20 protein-coding genes and 1 pseudogene are annotated in these 21,846 nt (G+C 73.8%); 11 read left to right on the forward strand and 10 right to left on the reverse strand.

The features are described 5' to 3' along the window. Window positions 1-37 precede the first annotated feature (37 nt). Complete coding sequence (locus AB0C78_RS15665) at window positions 38-1,363, reverse strand: ammonium transporter (protein ID WP_360747520.1); 1,326 nt, start codon at window positions 1,361-1,363, stop codon at window positions 38-40. Window positions 1,364-1,598: 235 nt separating this feature from the next. Here AB0C78_RS15665 and AB0C78_RS15670 point away from each other — a divergent pair, with 235 nt between their 5' ends. Genes AB0C78_RS15670 through AB0C78_RS15695 form a run of 6 tightly spaced genes read left to right on the forward strand, consistent with a single transcriptional unit; the run spans window position 1,599 to window position 7,740 of the window. After that, window positions 1,599-3,047 (forward strand): extracellular solute-binding protein, encoded by a 1,449-nt coding sequence (locus AB0C78_RS15670; RefSeq protein ID WP_360747523.1) that lies wholly within the window; start codon window positions 1,599-1,601, stop codon window positions 3,045-3,047. An 11-nt stretch (window positions 3,048-3,058) separates the two neighbouring features. Next, a complete protein-coding gene (locus tag AB0C78_RS15675; RefSeq protein ID WP_151542618.1) occupies window positions 3,059-4,012 on the forward strand; it encodes a sugar ABC transporter permease in 954 nt (317 codons plus the stop codon). Next, window positions 4,012-4,842 (forward strand): carbohydrate ABC transporter permease, encoded by an 831-nt coding sequence (locus AB0C78_RS15680; RefSeq protein WP_360747526.1) that lies wholly within the window; start codon window positions 4,012-4,014, stop codon window positions 4,840-4,842. The genes AB0C78_RS15675 and AB0C78_RS15680 overlap by 1 nt, the downstream gene beginning before the upstream one ends. Before the next feature lie 20 nt (window positions 4,843-4,862). Then, window positions 4,863-6,224, forward strand: coding sequence for an ABC transporter ATP-binding protein (locus AB0C78_RS15685; protein WP_360747529.1), 1,362 nt, complete (start codon window positions 4,863-4,865; stop codon window positions 6,222-6,224). 43 nt (window positions 6,225-6,267) lie between these two features. After that, entirely contained in the window at window positions 6,268-6,954 is a 687-nt protein-coding gene (locus AB0C78_RS15690; protein WP_360747532.1) for a class I SAM-dependent methyltransferase, read from the forward strand. Between the two features lie 27 nt (window positions 6,955-6,981). Next, window positions 6,982-7,740 carry a DUF2071 domain-containing protein gene (locus AB0C78_RS15695; RefSeq protein ID WP_360747535.1) on the forward strand — a complete coding sequence of 253 codons (759 nt, stop codon included), beginning with the start codon at window positions 6,982-6,984 and terminating at the stop codon, window positions 7,738-7,740. 4 nt (window positions 7,741-7,744) lie between these two features. Here the strand turns inward: AB0C78_RS15695 and AB0C78_RS15700 are convergent, their stop codons facing one another. Then, the gene (locus tag AB0C78_RS15700; RefSeq protein WP_360747538.1) at window positions 7,745-8,533 is read right to left on the reverse strand and encodes a hypothetical protein; all 789 of its coding nucleotides are present in this window, start codon (window positions 8,531-8,533) and stop codon (window positions 7,745-7,747) included. A 125-nt stretch (window positions 8,534-8,658) separates the two neighbouring features. On the opposite strand from AB0C78_RS15700, the gene AB0C78_RS15705 reads away from it, so the two are divergent. Next, window positions 8,659-9,504, forward strand: coding sequence for a polysaccharide deacetylase family protein (locus AB0C78_RS15705; protein ID WP_360747541.1), 846 nt, complete (start codon window positions 8,659-8,661; stop codon window positions 9,502-9,504). Here the strand turns inward: AB0C78_RS15705 and AB0C78_RS15710 are convergent. Together AB0C78_RS15710 and AB0C78_RS15715 are read right to left on the reverse strand one after the other, a co-directional pair. Further along, entirely contained in the window at window positions 9,491-9,904 is a 414-nt protein-coding gene (locus tag AB0C78_RS15710; RefSeq protein WP_360747808.1) for a hypothetical protein, read from the reverse strand. The two genes, AB0C78_RS15705 and AB0C78_RS15710, sit on opposite strands and share 14 nt — an antisense overlap. Before the next feature lie 217 nt (window positions 9,905-10,121). Continuing rightward, window positions 10,122-10,955, reverse strand: a pseudogene (locus AB0C78_RS15715) (ornithine decarboxylase); the annotation flags it as partial. Window positions 10,956-11,051: 96 nt separating this feature from the next. On the opposite strand from AB0C78_RS15715, the gene AB0C78_RS15720 reads away from it, so the two are divergent. The 3 genes from AB0C78_RS15720 (at window position 11,052) to AB0C78_RS15730 (ending at window position 12,472) form a co-directional block, all read left to right on the forward strand. Further along, window positions 11,052-11,408: a DUF3140 domain-containing protein gene (locus AB0C78_RS15720; RefSeq protein ID WP_151539423.1), complete on the forward strand. Its 357-nt coding sequence runs from the start codon at window positions 11,052-11,054 to the stop codon at window positions 11,406-11,408. Between the two features lie 10 nt (window positions 11,409-11,418). Continuing rightward, window positions 11,419-11,610: a hypothetical protein gene (locus AB0C78_RS15725; RefSeq protein ID WP_151539422.1), complete on the forward strand. Its 192-nt coding sequence runs from the start codon at window positions 11,419-11,421 to the stop codon at window positions 11,608-11,610. A gap of 85 nt (window positions 11,611-11,695) precedes the next feature. After that, window positions 11,696-12,472, forward strand: a complete 777-nt coding sequence (locus AB0C78_RS15730; protein WP_360747546.1) for an MgtC/SapB family protein — start codon at window positions 11,696-11,698, stop codon at window positions 12,470-12,472. Between the two features lie 4 nt (window positions 12,473-12,476). On the opposite strand, the gene AB0C78_RS15735 is transcribed toward AB0C78_RS15730, so the two are convergent. Continuing rightward, window positions 12,477-12,662 carry a hypothetical protein gene (locus tag AB0C78_RS15735; protein ID WP_360747549.1) on the reverse strand — a complete coding sequence of 62 codons (186 nt, stop codon included), beginning with the start codon at window positions 12,660-12,662 and terminating at the stop codon, window positions 12,477-12,479. A gap of 49 nt (window positions 12,663-12,711) precedes the next feature. Here AB0C78_RS15735 and AB0C78_RS15740 point away from each other — a divergent pair, with 49 nt between their 5' ends. Then, complete coding sequence (locus AB0C78_RS15740; protein WP_360747552.1) at window positions 12,712-15,429, forward strand: AAA family ATPase; 2,718 nt, start codon at window positions 12,712-12,714, stop codon at window positions 15,427-15,429. Here AB0C78_RS15740 and AB0C78_RS15745 read toward each other — a convergent pair. The 5 genes from AB0C78_RS15745 to AB0C78_RS15765 all read right to left on the reverse strand — a co-directional run bounded on the left by AB0C78_RS15745 (window position 15,422) and on the right by AB0C78_RS15765 (window position 21,790). Then, window positions 15,422-16,624, reverse strand: coding sequence for an erythromycin esterase family protein (locus AB0C78_RS15745; RefSeq protein ID WP_360747555.1), 1,203 nt, complete (start codon window positions 16,622-16,624; stop codon window positions 15,422-15,424). The two genes, AB0C78_RS15740 and AB0C78_RS15745, sit on opposite strands and share 8 nt — an antisense overlap. Before the next feature lie 105 nt (window positions 16,625-16,729). Beyond that, window positions 16,730-17,176 (reverse strand): carboxymuconolactone decarboxylase family protein, encoded by a 447-nt coding sequence (locus tag AB0C78_RS15750; protein WP_360747558.1) that lies wholly within the window; start codon window positions 17,174-17,176, stop codon window positions 16,730-16,732. Window positions 17,177-17,275: 99 nt separating this feature from the next. Then, a complete protein-coding gene (locus AB0C78_RS15755) occupies window positions 17,276-17,758 on the reverse strand; it encodes an Rrf2 family transcriptional regulator (RefSeq protein WP_151539416.1) in 483 nt (160 codons plus the stop codon). 10 nt (window positions 17,759-17,768) lie between these two features. Then, on the reverse strand, window positions 17,769-18,656 hold the full coding sequence (locus tag AB0C78_RS15760) for an arylamine N-acetyltransferase (protein ID WP_360747562.1): 888 nt from the start codon (window positions 18,654-18,656) through the stop codon (window positions 17,769-17,771). Further along, entirely contained in the window at window positions 18,653-21,790 is a 3,138-nt protein-coding gene (locus AB0C78_RS15765; RefSeq protein WP_360747565.1) for a BTAD domain-containing putative transcriptional regulator, read from the reverse strand. Before AB0C78_RS15765 ends, AB0C78_RS15760 begins: the two co-directional genes overlap by 4 nt. Window positions 21,791-21,846: the final 56 nt, after the last annotated feature.

The following is a 21,846-nucleotide window of genomic DNA, read 5'->3' on the forward strand; positions in this document are numbered from 1 at the left end:
CGCCCGCCGCCAGCCGCTCTGCTCCTGCCGCCCGCCGCTAGGCGCCCTGCTCCTGCTGGTGGGCGTGGCCCAGCGGGGAGGGGTGGGCGAGCTTGGCGAGGGGGCCAGCGTGGCCCGCCGAGAAGGGCACGCTGACACCGTGCTCGTAGGCCGTCTCGGCGTGCAGGGCGAGGTCGACGCCGCTCGTCTCGTCCTCGGCGGACACCCGGAACCCCAGCGTCTTGTCGATCAGCTTCCCGACCGCGAACGTGACGGTGAACGCGAACAGCCCGACGACCGGGACCGCGATCGCCTGCCTGCCGAGCTGGACGCCGCCGCCCCCGGAGATCAGCCCGGCCGCGTCGCCGGTCATCGAGCGGACGGCGAGCAGCCCGATCAGCAGCGTGCCGATGATCCCGCCGACGAGGTGGACGCCGACGACGTCGAGGGAGTCGTCGTAGCCGAGCCGGTGCTTCCAGCCGACCGCGTAGGAGCAGACGACGCCCGCGACGAGCCCGACGGCGAGCGCGCCGAGCACGTTCACCGACCCGCAGGACGGGGTGATCGCGACGAGTCCCGCGACGACGCCGGACGCGGCGCCGAACGTGGTCGGGTGCCCGTCGCGGCGCTGCTCGACGAGCAGCCAGCCGAGCAGGCCGGTGCAGCCGGCGACGAGGGTGTTGAGGAAGACGGCGGCGGCGGTCCCGTTCGCGGCGAGCGCGGAGCCGGCGTTGAAGCCGAACCAGCCGAACCAGAGCAGCCCGACGCCGAGCAGCACCATCGGCAGGTTGTGCGGCCGCATCGCCTCCTTGCGGAACCCGATGCGGGGGCCGAGGACGAGCGCCATCGCGAGCCCGGACGCGCCGGACGCGATCTCGACGACGAGCCCGCCGGCGTAGTCGAGGGCGCCGAGGTCGGAGATCCAGCCGCCGCCCCAGACCCAGTGGGCGATCGGCGCGTAGACGACGAGGGCCCAGACGGGGACGAACACCATCCAGGCGGAGAACTTCGCGCGGTCGGCGATGGCGCCGCTGATGAGCGCGGTGGTGAGGATCGCGAAGGTGAGCTGGAAGGTCACGAACAGCAGTGCCGGGACGTGACCATGGGGTGTCGTCGGGGTGATGCCTTTGAGGCCGACGTGCTCGAATCCGCCGAGCAGGCCGAGGCCGCCGAGATCATGGCCGAACGCGAGGCTGTAGCCGGCGACGAGCCAGGAGACGGTCACCAGCGCGACCGAGACCAGGCTCATCATGATCATGTTCAGCGTGCTCTTGGCGCGCACCATCCCGCCGTAGAACAGCGCGAGTCCGGGCGTCATCAGCAGGACGAGCGCGGTGCTGGCGAGCAGCCACGCGGTGTCGCCCGCATCGATCCCTGTGGGCACGGCGTCTCCCCCTTCGCGGGTCCGGTGTCCGCCATCGAGAATCACCCGTGTCCGTTTCGTGTCTTATGCCGCTTTGTTTCGGCTGTGTTTCATGTTGCCGTTACGTTGCCTTCTGCTCACCGCTCACTCTTTGCATCTCGACAGTTACCCAATCCGGTGTTCTCATGAAATCGGACCCGCCATGGATGCGTTCCGGCGAAGCGCCCGCACATGGTGGGTGGCTTCGGGAGGCCCGATGGTCGAGGGAGTCGGACGAGCGGAAAGAACCGGACGGAACGGTCCACGGGGGCACGGGGGCACCGGGACCGCACGCAGCACCAGGGGCGAACGCAGCACCAGGGGCGCACGGAGATCCACCGCAGGCAGAGCCACCACACGCAGGGTCAGGGGCACGGGCAGGGCCGCGGTCGCGCTGAGGGCCGCGGTCGCGCTGGCGCTGCCGGCGAGCGCCCTCGCCGCCTGCGGAGGCGGCGGCACCCCCACCCTGAACTGGTACATCAACCCCGACAACGGCGGGCAGGACAAGCTCGCCGCCGCCTGCTCCAAGGCGTCCGGCGGGCAGTACCGGATCAAGACCTCGCTGATGCCGGACGACGCCACGCAGCAGCGCGAGCAGCTCGTCCGGCGGCTGGCCGCCAAGGACAGCGGGCTCGACCTGATGAGCCTCGACCCGGTGTTCGTCGCGGAGGCCGCGAACGCCGGGTTCCTGCGGCCGTTCCCGGCGAGCCAGGCGGCGCAGTTCACGCAGGGCGTGTTCCCGGTGGCGGTGCAGAGCTCCACCTGGGACGGGAAGCTGTACGCGGCGCCGTTCTGGGCGAACACGCAGCTGCTCTGGTACCGCAAGTCCGCCGTCCAGAAGGCGGGCGTCGATCCGAACGCGCCCGACTTCACCTGGGACAAGATGATCGACGCGGCGCTGCGCACCGGCACCACCGTCGGCGTGCAGGGCAACAAGTACGAGGGCTACATGGTGTGGATCAACGCCCTCGTCGCGTCCGCCGGCGGGCAGATCGTCAGCGACGCCGGCAAGGGCGACAACGCCCGGATCGACATCGACTCCCCGGCCGGGCGGGCCGCGGCGACGATCGTCCGCCGGCTGGCGACCTCGCGGGCCGCGAGCCCGACGCTGTCCACCGACATCGAGGAGCAGTCCCGCGCCCTGTTCAACGGCGCGCGCGGCGGCTTCATGGTCAACTGGCCCTACATCTGGGCCGCGGACGCCAGCGACGCCAAGGCCGGCGTGATCGGCAAGTCGATCCCGTCCGACATCGGCTGGGCCCGCTACCCGAAGGTCGCGCCCGGGCAGGAGAGCAAGCCGCCGTTCGGCGGCATCGAGGTCGCCATCGGCGCCTACGGCAAGCACAAGAACACCTTCGCGGTGGACGCGGTCACGTGCATCACGTCCACCGAGCACCAGAAGGAGTACATGCTCGCCGAGGGCAACCCGGCCGCGCGTCCCGCCGTCTACGACGACCCGGAGATCCGCAAGCAGTTCCCGATGGCGGACCTGATCCGCGACTCGATCAACGCGGCGGCGCCGCGCCCGATCACGCCGTACTACACCGACGTGTCCGGCGCGATCCAGAGCCGCTGGCACCCGCCGGCGTCGGTGAACCCGAACTCGACGCCGCGCGAGTCCGCGACGTTCGTCCACCAGGTCCTGCGCGACCAGCGCCTGCTCTGAAGGGACCGACGATGACCGCAGTGCACACCGCGCCGGCCGCCGGGACGCCCGCGGCGCCCGCCGCGGAGATCTCCGACCGCGGCCGCGCCGAACGCCGGCTCGGCCTGCTCCTGTCCGCGCCGGCCGTGATCGTCATGCTGGTCGTGACCGCGTACCCGCTGGTCAACGCGCTGTACCTGTCGCTGTTCAGCTACCGGATCACCGCGCCGGACGACCGCCGCTTCGTCGGCCTCGCCAACTACGGGACGGCGCTGTCCGACCCGCTGTTCTGGCAGGACGTCCTCACCACCTTCGTCATCACCTTCGTCACCGTCGCGGTGGAGCTCGTCATCGGGTTCGCGCTCGCGATGGTGATGCACCGGGCCGTCTTCGCGCGGCGCACCGTCCGCACCGCGATCCTGCTGCCGTACGGGATCGTCACGGTGATCTCCGCGTTCGCCTGGAAGTACGCGTTCGACCTGCAGTCGGGGTTCGTGAACTCCTGGTTCGGGCTCGGCGACTACGCCTGGTTCTCCGGCCGCTGGTCCTCGATGACCGTGATCGTCCTGTCCGAGATCTGGAAGACGACCCCGTTCGTGTCGCTGCTGCTCCTCGCCGGGCTGGCGCAGGTGCCGGGCGACCTCGGCGAGGCCGCGACCGTGGACGGCGCGACGGCGTGGCAGCGGCTGCGCCGGGTGACGATCCCGAACATGAAGGCCGCGATCCTCGTCGCGGTGCTGTTCCGCACGCTCGACGCGTGGCGGATCTTCGACAACGTCTTCGTCATGACGTCCGGCCAGCAGAAGACCGAGACGCTGTCGTTCCTCACCTACCGGCAGACGATCACCCGGACCGCGATCGGGCTCGGCGACGCGGTCGGCGTGCTGCTGTTCCTGTCGGTGGTCCTCATCGCGGTCGTGTTCATCAAGGGGTTCCGGGTCGACCTGGCGCAGGCGCGCGGCGAGCGCGGGGGAGGCGAGAAGTGATGGAGACCGCCCGTTCGAAATGGCTGTGGGCGCTGGCGTCCCTGCTGATCCTCGTGTGGACGGTGTTCCCGATCCTGTGGATCGTGATGCTGTCGTTCAAGCAGCCCGGCGAGATCGGCAACCAGAAGGGCTTCCTGCCGCACCACTGGACCTGGGACAACTACCGGACGGTCTTCAAGACCGACCTGTTCACCGCCGCGCTGATCAACTCGATCGGCATCTCGCTGATCGCGACCGTGATCGGCGTCGTGTTCGCCACGCTCGTCGCGTACGCGATCGCCCGGCTGGAGTTCCCCGGCAAGAAGGCGATCCTGTCGTTCGCGCTCGCGATCGCCATGTTCCCCGTGGTGTCGCTGGTCGGGCCGCTGTTCGACCTGTGGCGCGACGTCGGCCTGTACGACACCTGGCCGGGGCTGATCATCCCGTACATCTCGTTCGCGCTGCCGCTCGCGATCTGGACGCTGTCGGCGTTCTTCCGCGAGATCCCGTGGGAGATGGAGCAGGCCGCGCAGGTCGACGGCGCGACGACCTGGCAGGCGTTCCGCAAGGTGATCGTCCCGCTGGCCGCGCCCGGGGTGTTCACCGCCGCGATCCTCACCTTCTTCTTCTGCTGGAACGACTTCGTCTTCGGGATCTCGCTGACGTCGTCGGACCGGGCCCGGGTCGTGCCCGCCGCGCTGGCGTTCTTCACCGGCGCGTCGGAGTTCCAGCAGCCGACGACCGCCATCTGCGCGGCGGCGGTCGTGGTGACCGTCCCGATCGTCGTCATCGTCCTGGCGTTCCAGCGCCGCATCGTCGCCGGGCTGACGTCCGGCGCAGTCAAGGGCTGAGGGCCCGAGGGGGTTGAAGCATGGCCGCCATCACCATGAAGAACATCGTCAAGCGGTACGGCGACGGGTTCCCGGCCGTGAACGAGGTGTCCCTGGACGTGCGGGACGGCGAGTTCATGATCCTGGTCGGGCCGTCCGGCTGCGGCAAGTCCACCCTGCTGCGGATGATCGTCGGGCTGGAGGACATCACCGGCGGCGAGATGCGCATCGGCGAGCAGGTCGTCAACAAGATCGCGCCGCGGCAGCGGAACCTGTCGATGGTGTTCCAGAACTACGCGCTGTACCCGCACCTCACGGTGTTCGAGAACATCGCGTTCCCGCTGCGGCTGGCGAAGGTGCCGCGCGAGGAGGTCGACCGCCGCGTCCGGGAGACCGCCGAGCTGCTCGAGCTCACCGAGCATCTGCAGCGCAAGCCGGCGAACCTGTCCGGCGGGCAGCGGCAGCGGGTCGCGATGGGCCGCGCGATCATCCGGCAGGCGAACGCGTTCCTGTTCGACGAGCCGCTGTCGAACCTGGACGCCAAGCTGCGCGGCCAGATGCGCACCGAGATCTCCCGGCTGCAGCGCCGGCTCGGCGTCACCACCGTGTACGTCACGCACGACCAGACGGAGGCGATGACGCTCGGCGACCGCGTCGCGGTGCTGCGCAAGGGCGTCCTGCAGCAGGTCGGGAGCCCGCGCGAGCTGTACGAGGAGCCGGTCAACCTGTTCGTGGCGGGGTTCATCGGCTCGCCGTCGATGAACTTCCTGCCCGCGTCCGTCGACGGGACGGCGCTCGACACCCCGCTCGGCCGGTTCGAGGTCGGCGACGCGCGCAAGGCCGCCGCAATCGAGGGCCGCGACGTCGTGCTCGTCGGGATCCGTCCCGAGCACTTCGAGGACGCCGCGCTGGTCGGCGCGGAGAAGAAGGCGCGCGGCAGCACGGTCAGCGCGCGCGTCGACGTCACCGAGTGGCTCGGCAACGAGCTGTACGCGTACGTCCCGTACGAGGCGCCGGACGACCTCGCCGCGCAGCTCCGCGACCTGTCCCGCGAGCTGGACAGCGACCAGCTGCGCACGCAGGCGGTGGTGGCGCTGGACGCGTCCAGCGGGATCACGGCGGGCGATGCGGCGGAGCTGTGGATCGACACCTCGAAGATCCACATCTTCGATCCGGCGAGCGGCGAGAACCTCACCCGCGACGAGACGCGGGTCGCGGAGCTGGCGCGGGTGGCCGAGCGCGCCCGCGAGGCGCAGCGCCGCGCGCAGCGTCCCGGCGAGGGCGCCGGCGCGGCGGGCGACCTGGCCGGCGGCGAGACGGCCGCACCGGACGCCGAGGCCGACGCGCCGGGCGGCGAGACGGGGGAGGAGGGCGCGCCGACCGCGGGCGCCGCGGAGACCTGACGCCGGGTCCCGCCCGCCGGCCTTGCCTGGCACGATCGGACGCATGTACGAGCGCTTCGCCCACGAGTACGCCGCGCACGCCGCGGTGAGCCCCTACAACGCGCTCTACGACCGTCCGGCCGTGCTGGGCCTCGCCGGGGACGTGCGCGGCCGGACCGTGTTCGACGCCGCGTGCGGCCCCGGCCTCTATGCCGCCGAGCTGCAGGAACGCGGGGCGCGCGTGCTGGGCTGCGACGCGAGCCCCACGTTCGTGGAGCTGGCGCGCGAGCGCACCGGTGGCCGCGCGGACCTGCGCGTCCACGACCTCGCCGAGCCGCTCGGCTGGGTGCCGGACGGGTCGGTCGACCTGGTCGTGTTCGCGCTCGCGATCCATTACCTGGACGACCGCGTCGCGGTCCTGGAGGAGCTGCGGCGCATTCTCGCGCCGGGCGGGGCGCTGGTGCTGTCGACCGAGCATCCGATGTCGAAATGGCTGCGTCTCGGCGGCTCCTACTTCGACGTCGAACCGGTCGAGGAATCGCTCAGCGAGAAGCGCGACTGGCCGGTCCGCGCGTGGCGCATGCCGCTGACGGACATCTGCGCGGAGTTCCGCCGGGCCGGGTTCCTCATCGACGAGTTCCTCGAACCCCGGCCCGTCCCGGAGATGGCGGAAAGCCACCCCGACGACCACGAATTGCTGAACCAGGTCCCGGCCTTCGTCGCGTTCCGGCTGGTCCCGCGTCCCGGCTGAACGAGGGGCGCCGCCTATCCTGGCGCGGTGCCGTCCCGTCCCGCGCCCGCCGAAGCGGTCACGCCCGACCCGCCGGGCTCGATCGACCGTCCGCTGCTCACCCAGTCCTGGCTGGACGTGGCGCTGGTGCACTGGGCCGCCGACCCCGCCGACGTGGCGGAACTGCTTCCCGCGGGCACCCGCCCCGACACCTTCGACGGCGCCGCCCACGTGGGCCTGATCGCCTTCCGGATGCACCGCGTCGGATGGCTCGGATTGCCGAGCGTTCCGTATCTCGGCGGTTTCCTCGAGACGAACGTCCGCCTGTATTCGGTGGACGGCGACGGCCGGCGCGGCGTCGTCTTCCGCTCGATGGACGCCTCGCGCCTCATTCCGGTCCTCATGGGGAGGATCGGTTTCGGGCTGCCTTACCTGTGGTCGCGGATGTCGTTCCGGCGCGTCGGCGACATCGTCCTCTACACCGGTTCGAGGCGCTGGCCCGGGCCGCGCGGCGCGGGCGACAGAATGGCCCTGCGCATCGGGGAGCGGATCGGCGAGCCGACGGAGCTGGAGCATTTCCTGACGGCCCGGTGGGGCCTGCACAATGCCTCCTTCGGCCGGACGCTGTTCCTGCGGAACACGCATCCGCGCTGGCCGCTGCACCGCGCCGAACTGCTGGCCTGCGATGAGGACCTGGTCGCCGCCGCCGGGCTGCCCGCACCGGCGGGCGACCCGGTGAGCGTCCTGTACTCGCCGGGCGTCCCCGCCCGCTTCGGCCTCCCCGCCGGCCCGCTGCGCGCCGGCTGACCCGTCAGGCGCCCCCGACCTCGATGCGGACGCCCCGGCTCTCACCGGTGGCGTGGAGTTCCAGCGCGCGGGGCGCGAAGCCGGACGGGACATCGAAGAGCAGGTAGCCGGTGAAGGACGAGCCGGCGGGCAGGGCCCGGGACGCCGACCGCGCGTACCTCTTCGAGCGCGACGGGCGGAGGAGCACCGAGCCCGGGTGCCCGCCGTCGCCGCCGTGCAGGCGCTGCGCCGCCGCGTCCAGGCGGAGGGCCGCCGAGCCGCTGTTGGCGGCCGTCAGCCGGACGCGGCACAGGGTGCCCGCGGCGGCGATGCCCTTGATCTTCACGCCGCAGCGGGGGCCGTACGCGGTGAACGTCAGGTCGCCGTCCTGGACGGGGGCGCCGAGGACGCCGCGGACGGGCGCGGTCGCGTGCCTGTGGAGGGCGTAGCCGCCGCCCGCGAGCCCGGCGGCCAGCAGCAGGACCAGCGCGGTGAGCAGGCGGCGCGGCCCGGCCGTCCGGCCGCCGAGGAGCCGGATGTCGCGGATCGCCAGCCAGCAGATCTGCAGGGTGGCGGCGGCGTCGGCGACGCCGATGAGCGGCAGCAGCCAGCCCGCGGCGGAGCGCCGGTAGCTGTTCAGGATGAGCAGGACGGCGAACGCCGCCAGCGCCTGGACGCCGAGGACGGCACCGAACGCCTGCGCGATCCGCCGCCCGGCCCGGACCGGCTCCGGCCGTCCGGGCGGCCGCGGGTCGTGCGGCGGCCAGGCGACCGGCCCGGGCGGGTCCGGCCGGGTGCGTTGCGGGTCCGACACCGGCCTCACCGTACGGGGCCGCCGATTCCATGATCGACTTTTGGCCTGAAGCGGCCGGGGCGGGGGGTGGCGGTGGTGCGGGGGCCACTGAATGGACTCATGGGGCAGGCGGTAAGTTCTGCGGCATGGGGGACTATTGGGGGCGGTCCGTCCGCGTCGTCGCGGGGGCCGCCGCCCTCGCGCTGGCGCTCGCGGCCTGCCAGCGATCCGCGGCGGAGAAGCCGAAGGCGGCCGCGCCGCCCGCCCCGGCGGCGCCCGCCGTCCGGCAGCAGCCGGACGCGGCGGCGGTCTGGCGGAAATGGGGCCTGAAACCGATGGTCCCGGCGCCCGCGCCGCCCGCCGACAAGCCGCTGAAACTGCCGGGGAAAGGCCCGGCGAAGGTCTTCGAAAGCGTCCCCACCAAGGACCGTGTCGTCTTCGTGACGCTCGACGACGGGCAGGAGAAGGACCCGAGGTTCGTCGAGATGATGAACGACCTCAAGGTGCCCGTCACGATGTTCCTCACCAAGGACGACGTCCAGGACGACTACGGGTACTTCACGCCGCTGCAGGCGCTCGGCAACCGGATCCAGGACCACACGGTCACCCATCCGGTGCTGCCCACGCTCGGCCTGGAAGGGCAGAAGCAGGAGATCTGCGGCGACCGCGACGCCCTCACCGAGCAGTACGGGACGGCGCCGACGCTGCTCAGGCCGCCGTTCGGGCGGTGGAACTCGCTGACGCAGGAGGCCGCGCGGGAATGCGGCATCAGCGGCATCGTGATGTGGCGGGCGTCGATGCAGATCCACGACTTCCAGTACGACGACCCGAAGAAGGAACTGCATCCCGGCGACATCCTGCTCGCGCATTTCCGGGGCCCGGAGCAGCTCAAGGGCGAGACGATGACGCGGATGTTCGCCGATCTCCTGAAGCAGATCGAGAAGCGCGGTTTCGCGGTCGGGCGGCTGGAGGACTACATCAGCGTTCAATGAACACGCGGACGCTCTTCACCGAGGAGTCGGCGGCGTCGGGGATGACCATTCCGGCGTCGACGCCCGTCCGCAGGTAGTCCATGACCGGGGCGGTGATCCGCTCGCCCGGCAGGACGGCCGGGATGCCCGGCGGGTACGGCGTGATCATCTCGGCGGAGACGCGGCCGGCGGCCTCGTCCGCCGGCACCTGCTCGGCCGGGCCGAAGAACGCGTCGCGGGGCAGCACGACCAGTTCGAGCCGCAGCTCCGCCGGCGACGGCACCTTCACCTCCGGGACGCCGGTGAGCGAGCCCAGGTTCGCGCGGAGGTCGCGGAACGCGGTGAGGAGATGCCCGACGGTGTCCTCGTCGTCGGCGAAGGTCAGCTGCGCGCTGATCCGGCGGTGGTCGGCCAGGTGCATGTTGACCCGGTGGTGCTCGCGCAGCCAGTCGGCGGCGCGGTAGCCAGCTCGTGCCGAGCCCGGCGAGGTCGATGACGATCGGGAGCGGGTCCAGGTCGCGGGCGAGGCCGGGGCCGGTGAACTCGTCGCGTCCCTGCACGTCGAACCCCATGCCGGACAGCTCCGAGCGGGCCCGCGCGGCGAGGTCGAGCGCGCCGCCGAGCAGCTCGCGGCCGTGCTCGACCATCTGCCGGCGCCACCCGTCCAGGCCCGCGTACAGCAGGACGGACGGGCTGGTCGTGCCGAGCAGGTCCTCGCGGGCCTTGAGGACGTCCGGGTCCACCAGCGGGCCCTGCAGGTGGAAGACCGAGCCCTGTTCGAGGCCCGCGCCCATCTTGTGGACGCTGGTCACGCACACGTCGGCGCCGGAGTCCATCGCCCAGGTCGGCAGGTCGGGGTGGAACGGCAGGTGCGCGCCCCACGCCTCGTCCACGATCAGCGGCTTGCCGCGCTTGTGGCACTCCTCGGCGATCGCGGAGAGGTGCGCGCACGTCCCGTACGGGGTGGGGCTGGTGACGAGGGCGCCCTTCGCGTCGGGGTGCTCGTCGAACCGGGCGGCGAAGGCCCCGGCGGACGGCGGGTGGGCGAGGTGCCGCTCGGCGTCCCACTGCGGCTCCACCCAGATCGGCCGGACGCCCGACAGGATCAGCCCGGACACCACGGACTTGTGCGCGTCCCGCCCGACCAGCAGCTTCTCGCCGGGACCGGCGACCGAGAGCATCGCGCTCTTCACCGAGAGCGAGCTTCCGCAGGTGGAGAAGAACGTGTGGTCGGCGTGCACCGCGTCCGCCATCAGCGCCTGCGCGTGCTCCAGGACCTCGTTGCTGGACATCCGGTCGTCCAGCCCGGAGATCGCGAGCACGTCCGACCGGTAGACGGCGTCGCCGAGCACCTCCCGGGCGCGCGGGTCGGCGCCGCGGCCCTGCTTGTGGCCGGGCGGGGTGAACGGGACCTGGCCCTCCCGGTGGTAGGCGGCCAGGGCTTCCAGGACGGGGGCTCGGGAGTGGTCCATTCCCGGCGTGTTCCCCGCAGCGGGACGCCCTAACGGGCGCGCCGCGGGGACTCCGGCCGACGAATGGGACGGCCGACACCGGGTAGGGCGAACGCCATGAACGATCGCATACCGGCCGAGGCGGAGCTGGCCTGGGAGGACTTCCACCGGCTCGTCAACATGACGTCCGACGAGCTGCGCACCTGGCTGCTCACGGACGCCTCGGGCGAGGAGGCGTTCCCGGCGGAGCCGGAAACCGGCGTCTCCGAGCTCGGCGTCCGCGTGGTGGACCTGCTGCGCAAGCGGAAGGTCGACCTCACCGACGGCGACGCCGACGTGATGCGCCAGGTCGTGGACTACGTCGAGGACCATCTGGACGCCCCGCCGCCGGACGGCGCGAGCAACGAGCGCTGGCGGCACGAGCTGATGACGGTGGGCCACGACCCGCTGCGCCCCGAGCCGTCCAGCGCATAGGAGGGGGATCATGCCGAACCCGCAGCAGCCCGAGATGAGGCGGTCCGGGCGGACCGCCGTGACCGAGGAGCCGGCGCCGGAGGCCACCGACCCGAAGTCGACGCGGGCGAAGGGCCACGCGCACGGCACCGACAAGGGTGACAAGGGCGGCGGCAAGGGCGGCGGCACGCCGCCGGACCAGCGCCCCCCGCACCCCGAGTAGAGGACCACGGCCGAGGCCGCCCCGGGAGCTTCCGGGGCGGCCTCGGCGCGGCTTCCCGGAACGGACGGACGGGTAGGGGCGGAAGGTGCTTGAGCTGTCGCCGGGGCAAGGGGTCGTGCAGATCGGGGAGCTGCTGCTCGCCCTGGTGCTGTCGGCCTGCATCGGCCTGGAGCGGGGCCTGCGCAACAAGAGCGCGGGCCTGCGCACGCACACCCTGGTCGGCGTGGGCGCGGCGCTGTTCATGCTGGTCAGCAAGTACGGGTTCCAGCACGCGCCGGGGCACGTGTCGTTCGACCCGTCGCGGGTGGCGGCGCAGATCGTGTCGGGCATCGGCTTCATCGGCGGCGGGCTGATCTTCGTCCGGCGGGACGCGGTGCGCGGGCTGACGACCGCGGCGGTGGTGTGGGTGACGGCGGCGGTCGGGATGGCGGCGGGCGGCGGCCTGTGGCTGCTGGCGGTCGCGGTGACGGGCGCGCATTTCCTGGTGGTGTACGGGCTCAGCGCGCTGTCGCGGCTGCTGCCGATCGAGCGGTTCCGGCCGGCGGGCCGGGGGCGGCTGCGGCTCGTCTACCGGGACGGGCGGGGCGCGCTGCGGAGGGTGCTGGTGGAGTGCACGCAGCGCGGGTTCGCGGTCCTGGCGGCCGACGTGGAGCGCGAGTACCTGCCGGACGACTCCGACCGGGGCCGCGACGAGCGGCGGGACCGGGACGAGGCGTCCGGGCGGCGCGGCCCGTGGAACGCGGTGGTGACGCTGGTGCTGGAGGGGCCGGGCTCGATCCCCGACCTGTCCGCGACCCTGGCCGAGCTGCCCGACGTCGTCGGCGTCACGGTCGGCTCCGACCACGACGACGACAACGAGTGATCCGCTAGGGGGCCTGCGTGTGGGGGCGGTAGCCCTCGTCCTCGCCGCCGGGGGCCTCGGCTTCGGCGTTCGGGGGGTCGGTCTTGCTGGGGGCGTGCTCCTCGGCGAAGTCGTCGTCGGTCTCCTGGGGGGCGCCCGCCTCGGCGCGGCGGTCGGCGAGCGGCTTGTCCTCGTCCCGTTTCTCGGTCATGTGGTTCCTCTACTCCGGGGCGCCGCGAATAAACGCCTAGGGTGAAGCCATGTTGTACGGGCGTGACGAGGAACTGGCCACGATCGACCGGCTTCTCGGCCAGGTCCGTGAGGGGCGCGGTCAGACGCTGGTACTGCGCGGTGAGGCCGGCATAGGCAAGACCGCGCTTCTCGACTACGCCGCTGCGGAAGCGTCCGAGATGCGGGTGGTGCGCGGTACGGGAGTCGAGTACGAGAGCGGGATGCCGTATGCCGGTCTCCACATGCTTCTGAGCGGGCATCTGGACCGCATCGATTCGCTGCCCGACGCACAGGCGCGCGCACTGCGCAACGCCCTCAACATGGGCGCACGCCAGGACACGGACGGCGGGGACCGGTTCCTTGTCGGTCTGGCCGTCCTGACGCTCCTGGCCGACCTCGCCGAGGAGAAGCCGCTGCTCTGCGTGGTCGACGACGCGCAGTGGCTGGACGGGCCGTCCGTCGAGGCGCTGCTGTTCGCGGCGCGGCGGCTGGAGGCCGAGCCCGTCGCGCTGCTGTTCGCGGCCCGCGACCTGGACGCGCCGGAGTTCCCCGCGCCCGGCCTGCCCGAGGTGCGGCTGCGCGGCCTCGACAGGGCCGCCGCCACCGAGCTGCTCGCCCGGCACGCCGCCGAGCTGCCGCGCCACGTCCATCACGAGGTCCTCGCGGCGGCGATGGGCAACCCGCTCGCCCTCCTCGAACTCCCCGGGCTGCGGACGCAGGCGCACGACGCGTCGTCGGCGTACGAGCGGATCCGCCGGTCGTTCGCCGAGAAGATCGCCGCGCTGCCGGAGCCGTCCCGGACGCTGCTGCTCCTCGTCGCGGCGGACGACGCGGGCGGGATCCCCGCGATCATGGGGGCGGCGGGGCGGCTCGGCGCGTCCGTCGACGACCTGGAGCCCGCCGAGCGCCGCGGCCTGCTGCGCTCCACCACGGACGGCCGGCTGGAGGTGCGGCACCCGCTCGTCCGCACCGCCGCGTACGGCGAGGCGCCGCTGAACCTGCGGATCGCCGCGCACCGGGCCCTCGCGGAGACGTACCGGGAGCGCGGCGACCACTGCCACCACGCCTGGCATCTGGCCCGGTCGGCGACCGGCCCGGACGAGTCGGTCGCGGCCGTACTGGAGTCGACGGCCGAGAGCGAGCGGGAGACCGGCGGCAACGCGTCCGCCGCCGCGATGTACGAGTCCGCCGCCGGACTGAGCCCTGACCCGAGCGCGCGCGGGCGCAGGCTGGCCGCCGCCGCGCGCGCGTACGCGTTCGCCGGGATGCCCGACCGCGCCGCCGAGCTCGCCGTCCGCGCCGAGCCCGACCTTCCCGACCCGATCGCCCGCGCCGACCTCACGCTGATCCGCGCGTCCCTCGCCGACGAGCAGGACCGGACGAAGGAGGCGTACCGGATGTTCGCCGACACCGCCGCGTCCGTCGCCGACCTCGATCCGGACACGTCCGGCTACCTGTTCTTCCAGGCCGCGGGCGCCGCCGCGAACGCCGGGGACTTCGCGTCCGTGGACGCCATCGCCGCGCGCGTGACCGAGCTGGGCCTGCCGAACGCCGCGCACCTGCGCGCGCTGTCCCGCGTGTTCGCCGGGCAGAACCCGCTCGCCGCGCCGGGCGACCTCACCGCGGGCGTCGCCGCGCTGCGCGAGCTGATGGACGCGATGCGGCTGTGCTACGGCCCGCGCGACCGCGTCCGCGCCGGCCTGTGGCACATCCTGATCGGCGACTTCGAGGGAGCCGCGGAGACGGCCGCCGAGCTGGAGCGGCGATACCGGGCGCAGGGCGCGATCGGGCTGCTGGCGTCCGTGCTGATGATCCGGTCCCGCGCGCAGCTGATGCTCGGCCACCATCGCGAGGCGCGCACCGCCGCGGCGGAGGGCCTGCGGATCGCCGCCGACACCGGGCAGCACCGCATCCGCGTGTACCTCGCGACCGTCCTCGCGCTGCTCGCCGCGATCGAGGGCGACGAGGACGCCTGCGCCGAGCTGACCGAGGAGGCGCTGGCCCGCGGCGTCCCGCCGAGCAGCGTCCACGCGGCGGCGGCGCGCGGCCTCCTCGACCTCGGTCTCGGCCGCCACGAGGCCGCGCTGTCCCGGCTGTCGGACGTCGTCGCCGGGCCGAACCGGCAGGGTTCGATCGCGAGCCTGCCCGACCTCGTCGAGGCCGCCGTCCGCGCGGGCCGCCCGGACCTCGGGCGGGACGCCGCGGACTGGTACGCCGGCTGGGCCCGGCAGATCGGGCGGCCGTGGGCGGAGGCGGTCGCGCTGCGCTGCACCGCCCTCCTCGCCGCGGACGCCCCGGACGACGCGGCGGACGCGGCGTTCGCGCAGGCCGTCGAGCTGCACCGCCAGGGCGGCACCCCGTTCGAGCGGGCCCGGACCGAGCTGCTGTACGGCGAGTGGCTGCGGCGCGCACGGCGGCGCAACGACGCCCGCGCCCAGCTCCACTCCGCGCTGGAGGCGTTCGAGCGGCTCGGCGCGGCGCCGTGGGCGGAGCGCGCCCGCGCCGAGCTGCGCGCCGCGGGCGAGAGCCTCGCCACCGATGCCGGCACCGGGCCCGACGACCTCGCCGCCCGCCTCACGCCGCAGGAGCTCCAGGTCGTCCGGCTCGCCGCGGCCGGCCTCAGCAACCGGGAGATCGGCGCGCAGCTGTTCCTCAGCCCCCGCACCGTCGGCTACCACCTCTACAAGGCCTACCCGAAGCTCGGCGTGGCGTCCCGGGGCGAGCTCTCCCGCCTGGACCTCAGCTGACCCGGAGGGGGCGGGCCGGGGTCACCCGGTGGGAGTGGATCACCAGGTCGAGGAGGGCGCCGGGGGTCGAGCCGGGCATCCGGTGGTCCGCGTCGTCCTCGGGACGGTAGCCGGGGCCGATCACCCGGATCGGCGCGGGGGCGTCCAGCCAGGCGGCGACCGGCGCCGGGTGCGGTCCGCGCAGGTCGAGCAGGTAGTGCGGCGGACCCGCCTGCCCGAGGACGGCGTCGCCGAACGCGGCGGGCGGCGGCGGGACCCGGACGCCGCCGTGCACGGCGCCGTGGTCGAACGTCAGGCCGACCGCAAGGTAGCCGTCGCCGAGTTCCTTGCGCAGCAGCCCGCCCGTGTTCGTGCGCGCGGACGGCCCGCTCGCCACGTGCTCGCCGTTCGCCGCGTGCGCGATGCCGCCCCAGTAGACGACCTTGGACCGCGTCCGGTCGTGCCACCAGAGCAGGTTGGCGGCCATCCTGCGCTCGCTGAACGGGATGATCTCCTCGGGCGGCAGGCCGTGGAAGCGGTGGAAGTCCACGACGGCCCGTGCGGCGTGCACCGCGAGACCATCGCCGGGGATGTCCTTGACCAGCGCGTATGCGCGCTCGGCCCGGTCGGTGAGCGGCTGCTTGGCGGGCTCGCGGCGGAACCGGCCCACATGCTCGTCGATGTCGCCGTCCGGCCGCAGCGGCGCGTACAGCTCCCGGATCTCGTCGAGCCGTCCGGGCGCGGCCCGCTGGACGTGCTCGATGACCAGGTCGTACGCCGACGCCCGGATGGTGGTGAAGTTCATCCCGAACACCCGGACCGGGTCGCCGGGGTGGCCCTCGTTGAACCGCCGGATCCAGAGCAGCGCGTCGAGCACCTCTTCGGTCCGCCAGGGCAGCCACGCGTCGGACAGGAGCGCGCGCGGGTCGCCCTCGCCCGTCCGGACGTACGCGTCGAGGCGCAGGCCGCTCGTCCAGTCCTCCTCCAGCGCGAGCGTCCGGAACCCCAGCTCCTCGACCAGGAACCGCAGGACGCGGTGCTGCAGCACGAACAGCTCGCGGGCGCCGCGCGTCGCCGCGCCGAGGCCCACCACGCGCGCGCCGCGCGCCGCGTCCCGCAGCGGTTCGAGGTCGCCGAGCGGCCCGTCCGCCGAGGTCGCGGCGACCGGCCGCGCCTCCTCCGCGATCCAGCTCGTGACCGCGTTCTCCCCGTTCATGCCGTCTCCTCTCGTCGTCGCCGACGCTAGGAGCCGGGGGACCGGCCGGGCATCCGTCACCCGACCGGTCTCGGCCGGTCCCGGCCGTTCTCGCCGGAAGCGGCTTCAGGCGCGCATCGCGCCGGCGATCTGGCGGGTCGTGACGTTGATCCGGTTCCACGCGTTGATCGCGGCGATGCACATGATGAGGGAGAGCAGGCTCTCCTCGTCGTAGACGTCGGCGGCCTCGTCCCAGACGTCGTCGGGGACGCCCGCCGGGTTGTCGGCGATGCGGGTGGCGGCCTCGGTGAGGGCGAGCGCGGCGCGCTCCTCGTCGGTGAAGTACGGGGACTCGCGCCAGGTCGCGACGGACCAGAGGCGCTCGTCGGTCTCGCCCGCCTTCTTGGCGTCGTAGGCGTGCATGTCGGCGCAGAAGCCGCAGCCGTTGATCTGGCTGGCGCGGAGCCGGACCAGTTCGAGCGTGCTCTTCGGGACGCCGCTCCGGGCGATCGCGCCCTCCAGGCCGAGCAGGGCCTTGTAGGCGTCGGGGGCGATGGCGGGGAGTCCGGTCATCCGTGCCTGCATGGTATTTCCCTTTCTGAGATGGGGGATATCCAGATTTTGAACCGCCGGTGCCCGGACGGTCCGGCGCTGGCCAGTGTGGTCAGGGGGTCAGTTGCGGGCGTACCAGGCCCGCACGGTCTCCTCGATCTCCGGTGCTCCGCGCTTCACCGCCGCGCTGACGTCGGCGAGCGTCTGCTCCGCCAGCGCCCTGCGCCAGGCGAGCTCGGCCTTCCGCATGGCGGTGCTGACCGCGCAGGGCCGCCGCAGGGCGGACGCGGGGCTGTCCGCCCCGACGCCGCGGCTGCGGATCTCGGTGCACTGGAACGCCTCCTCCGGGCCCTCGATCGCGGCCACCACGTCCATCATGGTGATCTTCTCCAGCGGGCGGGCGAGCCGGAAACCGCCGCGCGCGCCCGCCGTCGAGGTCACGAGACCGGCCTTGACCAGGGCCTGGAGCTGCTTGTTCAGGTAGGGCGGGGGGAGTTCGAAACCGGCCGCGAGCCGTGCCGTCGGCACGGGCCGGTCCTCGCCCATCCAGTCGAGCATGAGCAGGCAGTGCGCCGCCCACTCGACCCCTTCCCCGATCCGCATAACCTGGACACTACACGTCTAGATTAGATCCGTCCACCCGCGCGACCAGCCGGGCCGCGTCGCCGCCCTCCAGGACGATCCCGAACTCCTCGGCGAGCACCTCCGGCAGCCGCGCCGGGGCCACGTCCCGCGTCTCCGTCTCGCCGGCCGGCCGCGTCACCGTCAGCGCCGTCCCGTCCAGCACCAGGTGCGCGTCGGGGGAGAACCGCTGGACGAACGGCCGCCGCGTGAACGGCGACCGCGGGCTCGTGGACACGTAGTGGTTGAGCACGTCGAAATCGACGCGGAACGCCTCGACCAGCGGGAAGGAGTGCCGCCGGAACCAGCCGTCCGGGCCGCGCTGGTGCATCTCCCACACCTGCGCGCCCGCCGGCAGCGCCGCGGTGGTCCGGCCGGGGAGGAGCCGCAGGCCCCAGCCGTCCTGGTCGACGTCCGCGCCGTCGCCGGGGAACGCGAGCGGCTCCAGCGGGCCGCCGCCGAAGCCGACGTCGCACAGCAGCGCGGCCTCGTCCGCGGGCTGCCCGGGCGCCCGGACGAGCAGCAGCGCGTGCGTGCCCGGCAGCAGCTTCTCCGCTCCCATGGACACCCGGCCCGTCAGCGCCGTGATTTCGAAGCCGATCTTCTCCAGCACCGCCGCGAACAGCCGGTTGTGCTCGAAGCAGTACCCGCCGCGCGGCCGGTCGACGAGCTTGCCCTGCACGGCCGCGAGGTCCAGCTCGACCGGCCGGCCGAGCATGATCTCCAGGTTCTCGAAGGGGATGGACGTGACGTGCGCCCGGTGCAGCGCGCGCAGGGTCGCGGCGTCCGGCCGAGGGGCGCCGTCGTAGCCGATCCGCTTGAGGTAGGCGGGCAGGTCCAGCAGGTCGCTCTGCCAGCCGTACCCGAGGTCCTCGCTCATGGTGCTCCCTCCGTCCGCACGCGCGCGCGGCCGTGCTCGAATTCGCTCCTGAACGGGGCAACGCCGATCGCCGCCATGATCGTCCCGGCAGCTCGGTTGATATCGCCCATTTCGGCCTCGGGGAGCGGCGCGCCGGCGGACGCGCGCAGCGCGGACGCCTCGCCGAGCAGCCGCGCCGCATCGGCGTGCTCGCCCGCCAGCGCGCGCGCACCCGCCACCCCTTCGAGCGCGAGCGCGACGGCGCGCGGGTCGCCGATGGCGCGCGCGCAGGCCAACCCGTCCAGCTGGAGGGCGAGCGCGGCGTCAGCGTCGCCGCGCAGTTCCGCGACGTACCCGAGCTGGGCGTGCAGGAACGCGATCCCGGCCGTGCCGCCGATGCCGCGCAGCCAGCCGAGCGGGGCGCGCAGGTGCCGCTCGGCCGCGTCGAGGTCGCCGCGGGCGCGCGCGACCAGCCCGAGCCCGGCCTCGGCGAACTCCTCCGCCGACCGGGCGGCCTGCCGGATGGCGATCCGCAGGGCCCGTTCGTGCAGGTCGCGGGCCTCACCAAGGGCGCCGGTCAGCAGCGCGACGCGGCCGAGCCCGGACGTGCGGAACGACACCTCGGGCCACATCCCGAGCTCTTCGGCGAGCCGCAGGCCCTCGCGGTGGTGGGCGGCCGCCGCCGCGTAGTCGCCGGTGATCTCGGCGCGGCGGCTGAGCGCGTCGGTCGCCTCCAGCCGCCCCCACGCGTCGCCCAGGGCGGTGAAGAGGTCCATGCTCTCGCCACCGTCACGCTCCATGGCGGCCAGGCCGCCGTGGACGATCGCGAACTTGGCGCGGGTCGCCAGCGCGGCGGCCGTGTACCAGGGATCGGCGCGCGCGCGGAACACGGCGAGCGCGTGCTCCACGCGGGCTTGGTTCGCGGCGATATCGCCGTAGGCCCAGTGGACGTGGCTCAGGAACCACTCGGCCCGCGCATAGGCGAACGTGTCCTGGTCCTTGTAGCGCTCAAGGGCGGCGACACGCAGACGCTCGGAATCGGTGGTCTCGCCCGCCAGCATGGTGAAACCCGCCAGCCACGTCTCGGCCTCTACACGCCCCTGGTCTTCCTCACTGGACGCCTCCAGTGCCTCCTTGAAGGCGCATTGCGCCTCGCCGAACCGTCCGCGCAGGTGCCAGTACCAGCCCAGCGCGTTCACCAGCGGCAGCCCGGCGCCGTGGTCGAGGGCGGCGCGCAGGTTCGCGCTCTCCTGATCGAGCCGCTCCAGCCATTCGCTCTGCTCCGGGCCGCGCAGCTTTTCGTCCGCGTGCCGCGCCAGGTCGGTGTAGTAGCGGACGTGGCGTCGCCGTAGTTCGGCCTCCTCGCCGGCTTCGCGCAGCCGCTCCAGGCCGTACGCGGCGACCGATTCCAGCAGCCGGTAGCGACCGTCCCGCGCGCGCACAACGAGCGAACGGTCGACGAGCCGCGCCAGGACCCCGGCGTCCGCGCCGCAGACGTCCTCCGCCGCCACGAGGGTGCAGCCGCCCGCGTGGACGGCGAGGCGCCGCAGCGCCGCCCGCTCGTCCTCCCCGAGCAGCCCCCAGCTCCAGTCGATCACCGCGCGGAGCGTCCGCTGCCGCTCCGGGCCGCCGCGCCGGCCGCCCGCGAGCACGCGGAACCGGTCGTCGAGCCGCGCCGCCAGCTCCCGCACCCCGAACGCCCGGACGCGCGTCGCCGCCAGCTCCAGCGCGAGCGGCACGCCGTCCAGCCGCCGGCAGATCGCCGCGACCCACGGCGCGGACGCCGCGTCCAGCGCGAACCCGGGATCCGCCGCCGAAGCCCGCGCCGCGAACAGCCGCACCGCGCCCGACTCCGGCAGCGCGTCGAGGTCCGCGTCCCGCGCAGGCAGGTCCAGCGGCGGGACGATCAGCAGCCGCTCGTCCGGCAGGCCGAGCGGCTCGCGCGACGTCGCGAGGATCCGCAGGCCGGGCGCGGCGGCGAGCAGCCGCCCGGCCAGGTCCGCGACCTGCTCGATCACGTGCTCGCAGTTGTCCAGGACGAGCAGCGTCCGCCGCGCGCGCAGCGCCTCGCCGAGCCGTTCGACGGCACCGGACCCGGGGTCCGGGGCCGCCTCGTCGCGCAGCCCGAGGACGTGCCCGATCCGCCGGGCGACCTCGGCGGGCGTCGCCGGGCGGCCCGCCGCCAGCTCGACGAACCAGGCGCCGTCCGGGTGGACGGCCGCCGACCGGGCCGCCGTCTCCAGCGCCAGCCGCGTCTTGCCGACGCCGCCGGTGCCGGTCAGCGTCACCAGCCGGTGCGCGGCGAGGAGCGCGCGGGCCCGCTCGACCTCGCGCTCGCGGCCGATCAGCTCGCCGAGGGCGGCGGGCAGGCGCGGCGCCGTCCGCGGGCGCCGGGTCTCGGACGGGTCCTGCTCCAGCATCGACTGGTACAGCGCGGTCAGCTCCGGGCCGGGGTCGACACCGAGGTCGGCGGCGAGGCGTTCCCGCAGGTCGTGGTAGCCGGCGAGCGCCTCGGCCCGCCGCCCGGCGCGGTACACGGCGCGCAGATGCGCGGCGCGCAGCCGCTCCCGGAGCGGATGCTCCGCCACCGCCGCCACCAGGTCGGCCGCGACCGCGGCGTGCTCGCCCAGGTCGAGGCGCGCCTCGGCGTGCTCTTCGAACGCGGCCAGCCGGCGCTCCTCCAGGCCGGCGGCGAGCGCCTCGGCGAACGGGGCGTCCGCGAAGCCCTCGAACGCCGGGCCGCGCCACAGCGCCAGCGCGGACCCCAGCAGGTGCGCCTTCGCGACCGGATCGGCGGCCCGCCCGGCGCGGGCGAGCAGCGCCGCGAACCCGCCCGCGTCCACGGCGTCCGGCGGCAGGTCGAGCGCGTACCCGGGCGGACGGGCGGCGACCAGCGCCCGCGCGCCGGGCTCGGCGTCGTCCAGGACCTTCCGCAGCTGCGAGACGCGGGCTTGGAGCGTTCCCACCGGGTTGCGGGGCGGCCGGTCGCCCCACAGCGCGTCGATCAGCCGGTCCACCGGGACGGCCCGCCCCGGCTCGGCGAGCAGTTCGGCGATCAGCGCCGCCAGCAGCGTCCGGACCTTGGGCTCGGGCACCCGGACCGGCGTCCCGCCGGACGTCCACCCCATGAGCGGGCCAAGCACCCCAAAACGCACACCGCCAGCGTAACCAGCGCTACGGACGCACCCGCAGCCCTTCCGTAGCGCCCCGA

This window comes from Actinomadura sp. NPDC048394 (assembly GCF_040651755.1).
GTDB lineage: Bacteria > Actinomycetota > Actinomycetes > Streptosporangiales > Streptosporangiaceae > Spirillospora > Spirillospora montaniterrae.

Excerpts from the sequence above, each read along its gene's own strand:
- AB0C78_RS15670 (WP_360747523.1), top strand. The coding sequence starts at position 1,599 with ATGGTCGAGGGAGTCGGACGAGCGGAAAGAACCGGACGGAACGGTCCA.
- AB0C78_RS15675 (WP_151542618.1), top strand. The coding sequence starts at position 3,059 with ATGACCGCAGTGCACACCGCGCCGGCCGCCGGGACGCCCGCGGCGCCC.
- AB0C78_RS15680 (WP_360747526.1), top strand. The coding sequence starts at position 4,012 with ATGGAGACCGCCCGTTCGAAATGGCTGTGGGCGCTGGCGTCCCTGCTG.
- AB0C78_RS15685 (WP_360747529.1), top strand. The coding sequence starts at position 4,863 with ATGGCCGCCATCACCATGAAGAACATCGTCAAGCGGTACGGCGACGGG.
- AB0C78_RS15690 (WP_360747532.1), top strand. The coding sequence starts at position 6,268 with ATGTACGAGCGCTTCGCCCACGAGTACGCCGCGCACGCCGCGGTGAGC.
- AB0C78_RS15705 (WP_360747541.1), top strand. The coding sequence starts at position 8,659 with ATGGGGGACTATTGGGGGCGGTCCGTCCGCGTCGTCGCGGGGGCCGCC.
- AB0C78_RS15710 (WP_360747808.1), bottom strand. The coding sequence starts at position 9,904 with ATGCACCTGGCCGACCACCGCCGGATCAGCGCGCAGCTGACCTTCGCC.
- AB0C78_RS15720 (WP_151539423.1), top strand. The coding sequence starts at position 11,052 with ATGAACGATCGCATACCGGCCGAGGCGGAGCTGGCCTGGGAGGACTTC.
- AB0C78_RS15725 (WP_151539422.1), top strand. The coding sequence starts at position 11,419 with ATGCCGAACCCGCAGCAGCCCGAGATGAGGCGGTCCGGGCGGACCGCC.
- AB0C78_RS15735 (WP_360747549.1), bottom strand. The coding sequence starts at position 12,662 with ATGACCGAGAAACGGGACGAGGACAAGCCGCTCGCCGACCGCCGCGCC.
- AB0C78_RS15740 (WP_360747552.1), top strand. The coding sequence starts at position 12,712 with ATGTTGTACGGGCGTGACGAGGAACTGGCCACGATCGACCGGCTTCTC.
- AB0C78_RS15745 (WP_360747555.1), bottom strand. The coding sequence starts at position 16,624 with ATGAACGGGGAGAACGCGGTCACGAGCTGGATCGCGGAGGAGGCGCGG.
- AB0C78_RS15750 (WP_360747558.1), bottom strand. The coding sequence starts at position 17,176 with ATGACCGGACTCCCCGCCATCGCCCCCGACGCCTACAAGGCCCTGCTC.
- AB0C78_RS15755 (WP_151539416.1), bottom strand. The coding sequence starts at position 17,758 with ATGCGGATCGGGGAAGGGGTCGAGTGGGCGGCGCACTGCCTGCTCATG.
- AB0C78_RS15760 (WP_360747562.1), bottom strand. The coding sequence starts at position 18,656 with ATGAGCGAGGACCTCGGGTACGGCTGGCAGAGCGACCTGCTGGACCTG.